This is a genomic window from Virgibacillus ainsalahensis, assembly GCF_055380755.1.
The window spans coordinates 2,550,151-2,562,476 of record NZ_AP043943.1 but is presented as its reverse complement, the minus strand read 5'-3'; the positions used below and the strand labels follow the sequence as shown (position 1 = coordinate 2,562,476).

8 protein-coding genes are annotated in these 12,326 nt (G+C 40.3%); all 8 read left to right on the top strand.

What is annotated here, in order from left to right; genetic code table 11:
• Window positions 1-17: 17 nt before the first annotated feature.
• Complete coding sequence (locus tag ACZ427_RS12510; RefSeq protein ID WP_461178887.1) at window positions 18-1,721, top strand: ABC-ATPase domain-containing protein; 1,704 nt, start codon at window positions 18-20, stop codon at window positions 1,719-1,721.
• A 16-nt stretch (window positions 1,722-1,737) separates the two neighbouring features.
• Window positions 1,738-2,877: a tRNA epoxyqueuosine(34) reductase QueG gene (queG, locus tag ACZ427_RS12505; protein WP_461178886.1), complete on the top strand. Its 1,140-nt coding sequence runs from the start codon at window positions 1,738-1,740 to the stop codon at window positions 2,875-2,877.
• Window positions 2,878-3,406: 529 nt separating this feature from the next.
• The gene (locus tag ACZ427_RS12500) at window positions 3,407-4,255 is read left to right on the top strand and encodes an amidase domain-containing protein (RefSeq protein ID WP_461178885.1); all 849 of its coding nucleotides are present in this window, start codon (window positions 3,407-3,409) and stop codon (window positions 4,253-4,255) included.
• Between the two features lie 44 nt (window positions 4,256-4,299).
• Window positions 4,300-4,773, top strand: coding sequence for a tRNA (uridine(34)/cytosine(34)/5-carboxymethylaminomethyluridine(34)-2'-O)-methyltransferase TrmL (gene trmL / locus ACZ427_RS12495; RefSeq protein WP_461178884.1), 474 nt, complete (start codon window positions 4,300-4,302; stop codon window positions 4,771-4,773).
• A gap of 492 nt (window positions 4,774-5,265) precedes the next feature.
• Window positions 5,266-8,121 carry a 2-oxoglutarate dehydrogenase E1 component gene (locus ACZ427_RS12490; protein ID WP_461178883.1) on the top strand — a complete coding sequence of 952 codons (2,856 nt, stop codon included), beginning with the start codon at window positions 5,266-5,268 and terminating at the stop codon, window positions 8,119-8,121.
• Window positions 8,114-9,403, top strand: coding sequence for a 2-oxoglutarate dehydrogenase complex dihydrolipoyllysine-residue succinyltransferase (gene odhB, locus ACZ427_RS12485; RefSeq protein ID WP_461178882.1), 1,290 nt, complete (start codon window positions 8,114-8,116; stop codon window positions 9,401-9,403). Before ACZ427_RS12490 ends, odhB begins: the two co-directional genes overlap by 8 nt.
• A 125-nt stretch (window positions 9,404-9,528) precedes the next feature.
• Window positions 9,529-10,821 (top strand): NCS2 family permease, encoded by a 1,293-nt coding sequence (locus ACZ427_RS12480; RefSeq protein WP_461178881.1) that lies wholly within the window; start codon window positions 9,529-9,531, stop codon window positions 10,819-10,821.
• 237 nt (window positions 10,822-11,058) lie between these two features.
• Complete coding sequence (locus tag ACZ427_RS12475) at window positions 11,059-12,189, top strand: NupC/NupG family nucleoside CNT transporter (RefSeq protein WP_464883584.1); 1,131 nt, start codon at window positions 11,059-11,061, stop codon at window positions 12,187-12,189.
• Window positions 12,190-12,326 lie beyond the last annotated feature (137 nt).

The following is a 12,326-nucleotide window of genomic DNA, read 5'->3' as shown; positions in this document are numbered from 1 at the left end:
ACATTTGAGGGATAATCATGAGAAAACTATTACAACAATTAAAACAACTCGATAATAAAGGATACAAAGGATATAAAAGTATTCAGGGTCAATACACTTATGATGCGTTCGACTTATTTATAGATTATGTACAAGGTGATCCATTTGCGACACCTTCAAAAATACGTATTGTCATACCGGCTGATAAGCGGGAGGTCAAGAAGGATTGGCTCCAGTCCCAATCGAGAAAGATTGCAGCAGAAGATGCGATGGCACGTGCAGTCGGTAATGCAATTGCAAAGAGCAACTTATTTATAAAAGGTTCCGGTAAAAGCGGTATGATTCTGTTTGATAAACCAGGACAGGAAATCCTTGAGCGCAGTGCAGTTCAGGTAACAGCAGATTCGATTACGGTGTGTATCTCTGTTGGTTTGCCTGCAAATGGTAGAAAGATTAATGGTAGAGAAGCAGAGAAGTTATTCGCTAATGCATTGCCAATGATTATGAAAAATTCTATATTCACCATTACGGATGAACAAATCCAACAGGCTGTACAGCTTGCTGATCAGCAGGATGCTATCCGTACAGAGATGCGTAAGAAAGGTTGGATTGCGTTTATAGCAAATGATGCAATATTGCCGAGAGAAAGCGGTATTAGCAATCGGCCATTAAAGAATGCAGTCACTTTTCGCAGTCCAGAAGAAAATGAAGTGGCCATTGAAATTCCTCATCAATCGGTACCAATCAAAGGCATGGCTGTAGAGAAAGGAATTACGTTAATTGTTGGTGGCGGTTATCATGGAAAAAGCACCATTTTACAAGCGATTGAACGTGGGGTTTATTCCCATACAGAAGGAGACGGCCGGGAGTTTGTTCTGACAGATCCCGATGCGGTGAAAATAAGAGCAGAGGATGGCAGGCAGGTAACTGGTGTAAATATTTCACCATTTATCAACAATCTTCCACATCAGCGGGATACATCATTCTTCTCAACGGAAAATGCCAGTGGAAGTACGTCACAGGCAGCCAATGTAATGGAAGCATTAGAAGCCGGGGCAACTACATTGCTGATTGATGAAGATACAAGTGCGACGAACTTTATGATACGTGATCATCGTATGCAGCAACTTGTGAGCAATCATAAAGAACCAATAACACCATTTATTGATAAAATCAAACAAATGCGTACCGAGTTCGATGTCTCAACAATTCTTGTAATGGGCGGGTCCGGTGACTATTTCGACAGAGCGGATACCGTTATTATGATGGAGTCTTATGTCCCTTATAATGTGACAGAACAGGCAAATGAGATTATCCAAAAGTATCCATTGGAAAGAGATGCAATCACCGATAATCATTTCGGGAAGGTCGCCAAACGTTATTTTCAGCAAAACTCTCTTCAGACGAGAAAAGGGAAAAAGGAAAAGACCCAGGCGAAAGGGTTATATAAAATAATTATGGGAAAAACGGATATATCATTTGAAGACACGGAGCAGCTTGTCGACCAATCCCAAACACGGATGATTGCAGAAATTATACAGTTTTTGGATCGAACAAACGGGCTCGAACCTAAATCACTACATGAATTGTTGGATAAAGTGGAGAAACAAATGGATGAAAAAGGACTTGCTTCATTTACAGTATTTAAAAATCAGCATCCGGGAGACATTGCACGGCCAAGACGATATGAAATTGCTGCAGTATTGAACCGGATGCGTACAGCAAATGTAAAACAAAACTAGAAGAGAGGGAAAGCCGATGTATACCGAAAAACTGAAACAAGAAATCATTGAATACAGCAAAGAAATTGGTATTGATAAAATTGGCTTTGCCTCTGCAGATGTATTTGGAGAACTAAGGGAAAGGCTAAGAAGACAGCAGGAGCTTGGCTACCAGTCGGGATTTGAGAAAGGCTCACTGGATGAGCGTACTGAACCAGAGCGTCTGCTGCCGGAAGCGCAGTCCATCATTTCGATTGCACTTGCTTATCCATCAAGGATGAAGGATGCCCCGAAAAGTACTAAAGAAGAACGACGCGGGATCTTTGCTCGTGCCTCTTGGGGAACAGATTATCATACTGTGCTAAGGGATCGTTTAGAAAAACTCTCAACGTTTATTAAAGAAAAAGTTCCTGATGGAGAAAATAGAGTGATGGTCGATACAGGCGAACTTTCCGACAGGGCTGTGGCGGAACGTGCAGGTATTGGCTTTAGCGGGAAGAATACTTCTATCATCACGCCGGAGTTCGGCTCTTTCGTGTATCTCGGGGAACTTATTACAAACATCCCTTTTATCCCGGATGATCCGGTGAATGACAGCTGCGGAGAGTGTACGAAATGTCTGGACGCGTGCCCAACCGGCGCTCTTGTTGAAGGGGGTCAGCTAAACGCCCAACGCTGTATTGCTTTTTTGACCCAAACAAAGGATTATTTGCCGGACGAATTCCGAACAAAAATAGGAAATCGTGTATATGGATGTGATACATGTCAGGTTGTCTGTCCAAAAAACCAAAAGATAGATTTTCATATTCATCCGGAATTTGAACCTGAAGATGACGTTGCAAAGCCAAAGCTGAAGCCCATGTTAAGAATCGCTAATCGTGATTTTAAAGAAACCTTTGGTCATATTTCCGGTTCCTGGCGTGGAAAGAAACCGATTCAGCGTAATGCTTTGATCGCGCTTGGCCACTACAAGGATAAAACAGCGGTTGAAGAAATGATTGCTGTAATGAATCATGATCCACGTCCTGTGATTCGTGGTACTGCCGCTTGGTCACTTGGAAAAATCGGTACGGAGGAAGCATATATTGCTATCGAATCTGCGATGGAAAAGGAACAGGATTCCCAGGTTTTATATGAAATGCAAAAAGGATTGGATTTTCAAGAAGCCTATCAATAAAGCCTGTTTTTGACGCAAAACTTATAAAAGACGACGTAACTGCTATGTCGATTTCCGCTGCGGACCGTTGCTTTCCGCGGGCACGGCTTCAGCCTCTCGAGAAACCCACTCTGCGGGGTCTTCAGACACGTGCTGTTCCCGCTGGAGTCAACGGTCCTCCGCTCCAATCAACCATCATATGAGTGCTTGGCTATGTTTGTTATATAATTAAGCAATATAAGTGTTTTGATGAAGAGTTACGGGAGCATCTAACCAGCGGAGGAAATATACGGAGACTCCAGCGGGAGAATAGGCATCGGTGAGACCCCGGAGTGCGATAGCACGAGGAGGCTCACCAGCCGCCCGCGGAAAGCGTAGTGTATTTCCGTAGCGTGTAATCGCACCAACCATAATTTCAAGTTACTTCGTCTTTTATATTAACTATGACGGTGACGGTTAAGAGCAACAAATTTTACGAAAAGAGCCAAAGTAAATGAAATGCTTCTTTCATTCAAATCCCCTCCATATACTTTTTATGGAGGGGATTCTTATGGAAATGATAAAGGGAATGTGGTTGGATTTTTTTCAAAATGAAACGGATACAGGTGGCTGGTGGTCGCGAAAAAAACAACTATGGGAAGAGCGTGATGCTAAAATTGTCCGCATTCAGGGAGAAGGAGAGGTTTATCAAGAATCACGTTATGATAAACAGTCCCATTATCATTATTTATTGCATGTTTCTTTTTTGATTAAACAGAAAGAACGTTTTCATGTGGAGGAACTCGTTATTCCATACCAGTATCGGTTAGCGGGTGGTGAAATAACAGACCATAAAACAATAAGCAGAAAAGCACAATCAGAAGAGAAGTTGACCGTGCTTCCAATTGAAGCACGTGAAAAGGGGGATCAACGCTTCACCTATAATCGCATGGCTGCAGTGCAATATGCAGAACGCTGGTGGAATAGCTATAATCCGGATTACCGGAAATTTGATGTAGACTGTACCAATTATGTATCACAGTGTCTAAAAGCTGGCGGGGCTCAGATGCATGGTGAACCGGTAAGGGAACAAGGCTGGTGGTACAGTGGGGATAATTGGAGTTTCAGCTGGGCGGTTGCTCATTCAATGAGGTGGTATTTAAGCGGATCAGAACAAGGACTGTATGGTAAAGAAGCAGAAGATGCCTCGGAGCTTCTACCTGGAGATGTTATCTGCTATGATTTTCAGGGGGATGGTCGTTGGGATCACAATACGATTGTCGTTGCAAAGGACGCTTACGGTATGCCGCTGGTGAACGCTCATACGGATAACAGTCGGAATCGTTATTGGTCCTATGAAGACTCGACTGCATGGACACCGGACATTAATTATAAATTTTTTCGTATTGGTGAAAATTAGTGGTATAATAAAAAGGTTATTTTAATTGATAGGAGAATGAGGTCTTGAGTTTACATGTCGTATTATTTCAACCGGAAATACCAGCAAATACGGGAAACATAGCCAGAACTTGTTTAGGAACCAATACAACCCTTCATTTAATTCATCCACTTGGATTTTCCACTGATGATAAAATGCTGCGCAGAGCCGGGCTGGATTATTGGAAAAATGTTGACATTAAGGAATATAATTCAATCGATGATTTGTATGAAATTTATCCGGATGGAACATTTTATTATATTGAGAACTTTGGAACAAAACATTATACTGATTATGATTTCAGTAATGCTGATGAAGAAATATTCTTTGTTTTTGGCAGGGAAACAGATGGAATACCGGAAAGTCTACTGGCAGGAAAAGAGAACCAATGCCTGCGTATTCATATGAATGATAAAATTCGGTCTTTGAATTTGTCCAATACGGCAGCAATTATAATTTATGAAGTGTTAAGACAGCAGGGGTTCCCTGAAATGATGTAGAGGAAGGTTATCTTATTTAACTGCAAATAAAACCGTCAGACAGTTCAGACTGAATGACGGTTTTTATTGTATCTATTGATTCTTTCTCGGAACTCCTGGTTTTGCTTCATATCCTGCAGTAAAGCATGAAGTGATAAATACAACAGCTACACCCAATATCAGTGCTAATTTCATTTGGAAATCCTCCTTCAGTCTATATGTAAAAAGAGCATATTTTAAAGTCTGCTTTCATTATACAAAATAAATAGGATAAAGGAAACACATAGGGTGAAAAATCCTGAAATCAATTTATAAGTTGGGTAAACAAATAAAGTAATAAAACAGTCTACATTAATTCTATTCTTCGACAAATTTTTAGGTAGATTTATTGTTTCCAAACATAAAATGAGTTATATTAGTTGATGAAGGTATTTTATAGGTTTTATATGGAAAGTGACTTCAAAATGAAAACCGTTACACAGCGGGGAAAGAACTTCAATGGGGGTATAAGTCGTGGCACAGAATGAAGAATCTAGTGAAAGATTCTGGGAACAGTTTCATGGACCGAACATGGGGTATGTAGAAGAGCAATATGAATTATACAAAGAGGATCCGGAAGCTGTTGATCCTTCTACTAAAGAAATTTTCGAAAAACATGGGGCACCTGTATGGGTTAAATCTGGAGAAAGTGATGTACAGGCTGTATCAGAAAAAACCTCAACGAATGATATAAAAAAGTTAACCTCAGCAATGAAACTTGTTGAGGCTATCCGTCGTTTCGGCCATTTAGAAGCAGATATTTACCCAGTTGGACGTGAGAAAGAACGTAAATCAGACCTGGTTAATCCTGCTACATACGGACTGACTGATGAAGATTTGGAAAGTATTCCTTCAGCCTGGTTATGGGAGAAGGCGCCAACAGGTGTCGATAATGGAGCAGATGTCGTAAAAGAGTTGAAAAAGTATTATTCAGGAACGATTACGTATGAATTTGATCATGTAAATAATGATGAAGAACGAACATGGTTGCTTGATTATATTGAAGCCGGGAAGGCGAGAATGAACCTCACAGATGACGAGAAAAAGGAACTGCTGGGGCGCCTGACACATGTGGAAGGCTTTGAAGCATTCCTGCAAAAAACGTTTGTTGGACAGAAGCGTTTTTCAATTGAAGGACTGGAAACCATGGTCCCAATGCTGGACCAGATTGTAGAATATGCTACAGCAGATAAGATTGAACATATTATGATGGGCATGGCTCACCGTGGGCGCTTGTCCGTATTGTCGCATGTCCTTGGTAAACCATATGATAAAATTTTCTCTGAATTCCATCATTCTCCGGATAAAGAATTAATGCCGTCTGAGGGGTCAATGGGGATTAACTACGGATGGACCGGAGATGTTAAATATCACTTTGGCGCAAAGAAGGAAGTTAAAGCTGATGAAGAGTCGACACGAATTACATTAGCACATAACCCTTCACATCTGGAGTTTGTTAATCCGGTCGTTACAGGGTTTACCCGCGCCGCACAGGATTACCGTTTTGCAAAAGGATATCCTGAACGTGATGTAGATAAAGCATTCAGTGTACTGATACATGGAGATGCTGCATTTATCGGTGAAGGAGTTGTTGCTGAATCGTTAAACCTGGCTAACCTGCCCGGATATACAACAGGAGGATCTCTTCATGTTATCGCTAATAACCTGCTGGGCTATACAACAAATCAGCAGGATGGCCGTTCAACACGATATGCCAGTGATTTGGCAAAAGGGTTTGAAATTCCAATTATACACGTGAATGCCGATGACCCTGTTGCTTGTGTATCAGCAGTGAGAATAGCTTATGAATATCGCCAGAAATTCCATAAAGACTTTCTAATAGATTTGGTTGGTTACCGTCGTTACGGTCATAATGAGATGGATGAACCTAGATCAACACAACCTAAATTATATCAGGATATCGATGATCATCCTACAGCCGCTAACGTTTTTGCCAGCGTGTTGGAAGATAAAAACGTTATTGAAAAAGATGAATTCAAAAAAATGACGAAAAAGGTTGAAGACGAGCTATACGATATATATAACAATATGAAAGAAAATGAAGTTGGTAAAGCAGAGGCAGAAGATATACCTAAAGCATTACTGAATGGACTTGACCAATTTGAAACAGCAGTACCATTTGAAACACTACAAGCTTTAAATAAGGGATTAATGAAACGTCCAGAAGGATTTAAAGGATTCAAAAAACTGGAGAAAATCCTTAAACGACGCGAAAATGCACTGGAAGACGGAAATAAAGCAGACTGGGGAGCTGGTGAAGCTCTAACTTATGCATCCATTTTACAAGATGGTATTCCAATCCGTCTAACAGGTCAGGATACAGAACGCGGCACATTTGCGCATCGTCACCTTGTCCTTCATGATGTTGAAACAAATGAAGTGTACAGTCCGCTGCATGGTTTGGAAGAGGCGAAAGCAGCATTTGATATTCGTAACAGCCCGCTTTCAGAAGCAGGTGTACTCGGTTTCGAATATGGGTATAGTGTCCAGGCGCCTAATACATTGGTTATTTGGGAAGCTCAATTTGGTGATTTCGCGAATGCAGGTCAGGTGATTTTTGATCAATTTATTTCTTCTTCCCGTGCAAAATGGGGCGAGATCTCAAATATGGTTTTACTTCTGCCTCATGGATACGAAGGTCAAGGGCCAGAGCATTCCAGTGCCCGTTTGGAACGTTTCCTGCAAATGGCTGCAGAAAATAATTGGATTGTAGCAAATGTTACATCATCGGCCCAATTTTTCCATTTAATACGCAGACAAGCCGCATTGCGTAATCGAGATGAAGCAAGACCTCTCATATTGATGACACCGAAAAGTTTATTACGTAATCAGCGGGTGGCATCTGAGGCAAAAGAATTTACAGAAGGTAAATTCCAATTGTTGCGTCAACAGCCAAACCATAAAGTAACAAAGAAAAATGCAAAACGGTTACTGATTGGAAGCGGAAAGGTCATGGTAGAAATAGAAGAAGCAATGGCAGATTCCGATGAGAAATACGATTGGCTGCAAATACTTCGACTTGAACAAATCTACCCATTTCCTAAGAAAGAATTGGAAAAAGAATTGAAATCATTATCCAATTTGGAAGAGATTGTTTGGGTACAGGAAGAACCGAAGAACATGGGAAGCTGGGATTTTGTTGATGACTATTTAAGAGAGCTTCTAAAAGACGGACAGCGATTGCGCTACATTGGTCGTCCTGATCGTTCTTCACCAGCAGTTGGGGTACCAAATGTGCATAAAACAGAGCAAAGTAAAATTATCCAAAAAGCAATAAAGCCGATAGAAGGAGAAGATTCCAATGAATGAAATTAAAATTCCGGAGCTTGCAGAGTCAATAACAGAAGGAACGATTGCCGAGTGGCTTGTACAAAAAGGTGACAAAATTGAAAAAGGTGACCCGGTTGTCGAACTGGAAACAGATAAAGTAAATGTTGAAGTTAACTCAGATTATGCCGGAGTAATTACTGAAATCGTCAGCGAAGAAGGCGATGATGTTGAAGTTGGGGATGTTATTGCCAAAATAGACGAAAACGGTGAAGCTGGCGGTGACGACTCCAAAGATGAGCCGAAAGAAGAATCAAAAGACGAAGGCTCAAAAGAAGAATCAAAAATTGAAAGTTCCGATGAAACGCCTAAGAAGGATGAGAAGAAAGAAGAACCTCAAACGGATAGTAAAAGTAAGGACGATGTTGTCGCTTCACCTGCTGCAAGAAAGCGTGCGCGTGAGTTAAACATCGACTTAAGCGAAGTCAGTCCACGTGATCCACTTGGCCGCGTTCGTCCGGAAGATGTCGAGACTGCAGCGAAAGGCGAAACTGAAAAGAAAGCCTCTAAACCTGCGAAGAAAGAAGAATCAAAGAAAACGACTGAATCGGAATTTACGAAGCCGGTGGAAGTACAGAAAATGTCACGCCGTCGCCAAACAATAGCAAAACGACTTGTAGAAGCACAACATAATTCTGCGATGCTTACTACCTTTAACGAAGTAGATATGACGAATGTAATGAAACTCCGCAGCGAGCGGAAAGAGAAGTTCCAACAGAAACATGATATCAAATTAGGCTTTATGTCATTTTTCACGAAAGCAGCTGTTGGTGCATTGAAAGACTTCCCATTATTAAATGCTGAAATCCGGGATAATAAAGAGCTTATTCTGAAAAAGTTCTATGATATCGGTATTGCCGTTTCAGCCGAAGAAGGTCTAGTAGTCCCTGTTGTGCGTGATGCGGACAGATTAGATTTCGCTGGTATCGAGCGGGAGATTTCAAGTCTTGGTAAAAAGGCGACAGAAAATAAATTATCAATTGATGAAATGCAGGGTGGGTCATTTACCATCACAAATGGCGGTATATTTGGTTCTATGATGTCTACACCTATCCTGAATGCTCCACAGGTTGGAATTTTAGGCATGCATAACATTCAGAAACGGGCCATGGTAATGCCGGATGATTCAATTGAAGTTCGCCCAATGATGTATATTGCACTCTCTTATGACCATCGTATCGTTGATGGTGCCGAAGCGGTTCAGTTCCTTGTTCGTATTAAGGAATTGATTGAAGATCCATATGATTTATTGTTGGAAGGATAATAATTAACAAAAAAACCTCGTATGAACATTTCATACGAGGTTTTTTGTTTTTTAGTTGCAAAATCATTTAAAAACGAATATTATGGAGTTTGTTGAATTTATCATTCGGAAAGAAGGGTTACATAATGAAAGATATATTTAAACTGAAACAAAATAATACAAATATCCGAACAGAATTCACAGCTGGTATGACAACTTTTCTTACAATGGTTTATATCATTGTGGTAAACCCTGCAATCCTTACATCGGCTGGTGTACCTTTTGATCAGGTGTTCATGGCCACGGTTATTTCAGCAGTTGTTGGTACGTTATATATGGGTCTTTTCGCAAATTATCCTATTGCTATTGCACCAGGAATGGGGATGAATGCGTATTTTGCCAGTGTTGTAGCTACTCAGGGAATATCTTATCAAGTGGTGTTCGGTGCTGTATTTGTAGCTGGTATCATTTTTATTCTATTAAGTCTTACGCATTTACGCGAAACGTTAATCTATGCGATCCCTGCATCATTAAAATACGGAATCACCTCAGGTATTGGCTTATTTATTGCATTTGTCGGTCTAAGAAATGCTGGCCTTGTTGTACCAAATGAGGCAAATATCGTCGGGTTGGGCGATTTAAGTGATCCAATGGTACTCTTAACAATCGGTGGTTTGTTCATTACGTTGGTATTGTTTGTATTAAAAACAAAGGGTGCTCTATTTCTAGGAATGCTTGCTACAGGAATTATAGCATTTTTTACAGGTCAGCTAAGTTTTACAGAAGGCTTCATCTCCGTACCGCCAAGTCCTGTCTTTTTTGATATAGATATTGGAGGAGTTTTCGCAAATAGTCTTTATACGGTAGTGTTTGCGTTTTTACTTGTAACTATATTTGACACAACAGGTACAATGATCGGGGTTGCCGAACAGGCTGGCTTTATGAAAAATGGTAATTTTCCACGTGCAAAACAGGCACTGCTTGCGGACGCGTCAGCAACCACAGTCGGTTCCATGTTCGGAACAAGCCCGTCCACTGCATATATCGAATCAAGTTCAGGTGTAGCAGCAGGTGGGAGGACTGGACTGACATCAATAGTTGTAGCCGCTTTGTTTGCTTTATCCATTTTCTTTACACCGATTATCCAAATCGTCGCAAACATTCCGGCAATCACCTCACCAGTACTAATAATTGTCGGCTGTTTCATGATGGAAGGATTGGCGAAAATTGATTGGAAATCATTTGATGAAGCTTTCCCAGCTTTTGCAGTAATTCTGACAATGCCATTCACTTCAAGTATTGCAACAGGTATTGCAATTGGATTTATTACATATCCGCTATTGAAATTAGCGGGAGGAAAAGGAAGAGAAGTTCATTGGATTTTGTATCTGTTTGCCATCATCTTTTTGCTTCAGATGATTTTCTTTCCGGTACATTAACCTCAGCAATTGCTGAGGTTTTTATTTATTCAAAAATGGGGAATACTCCTCATAATAAGGCAAATATACAGAAAAAACTATCATTTGCATGACGTCAGACGACTTGTTACAATTATTGTTGTAATTATAGATGAAAACACTTACACAAATAAAAAAAGGGAGGCTGTTATGTTGGGTGTATTAAGTATAATTTTAGGATTACTTGCAATTGTGGTAGTTTTGGGGATTGCTTATTTGATGTCTAATGACAAGAAACAAATTAACTATAAAGGTATCGGAATTATGCTGCTGCTGCAAATTTTAATCACTTGGTTCATGTTCTCAACAGAAATTGGACAAATAATCATTAATGGTATTGCCGCAGGTTTTAATAAATTAATTGAATTTGGTCAGGAAGGTATCAGCTTTGTGGTTGGGGGATTTGAGATTCAAGAAGGTGGCGTATTCTTCTTTAATGTTCTCTTACTCATTATTTTCTTTGCTACAATATTATCTGTGTTAACTTATTTACAAATACTCCCGACACTCATTAAATGGATTGGCGCTGCAATCTCAAAAGTGACTGGCTTACCGAAAATCGAATCCTTTAATGGGGTTAACAGTATCTTTTTCGGACAATCTGAAGCATTAATAGCGATACGATCACAATTTCATCATTTAACGGACAACCGTTTATACATTGTCAGTGCTTCTGCAATGGGATCGGTATCTGCATCGATTGTTGGTGCATACATCCAAATGCTTCCGCCAGAATATATTTTAGTCGCATTGCCGCTAAATATGTTCAGTGCGCTAATGATGGCATCTGTTATTGCACCGGTCAAAGTTCCGAAAGAAGAGGATACGGTTGACATCAGTAATGTAACGGAGGATAAAAGTGTATTTGAAGCAATGGGAAATGGAGCATTAGAAGGTGGAAAAATTGCCTTGATTGTTGCTGCTATGCTGATTGCCTTCATTGCATCACTGGAATTGGTAAATTGGATTATTCAACTCGTATTCGCTGGTGTAACATTACAGCAGATTTTAGGTTATATCCTTGCTCCGATTGGCCTCTTAATGGGAATTGCTCCAGGAGAAGTAATCGAGGCAGGATCCGTCATGGGAACAAAAATTGTTACCAATGAATTCGTTGCAATGCTGGAATTCCAGCCATTGATGGAAACAATGTCTGAGAAAACAATTGGTATTGTAACTGTTTTCCTTACGAGTTTTGCTAACTTCTCATCCATCGGTATTATTGCTGGAACTGTTAAAGGGATTGACCCGAAGAAAGCAGGTAGTGTATCAGGCTTCGGTATGAAACTATTAATTGGTTCTATTCTTGCATCTATTCTATCTGCAACAGTTGTAGGGTTATTCTTGTAATAAAATAAAAAAACCGTCCTTTAGGGGCGGTTTTTTTTAGTAGTTACGAAACCAGCATGGCGGTTAAGAGCTTGCCACCATCATAGCATAAAACTTTCTTGCTTCGAGTTTTCTAAGGTTTGTGTTTTATGAAAAAA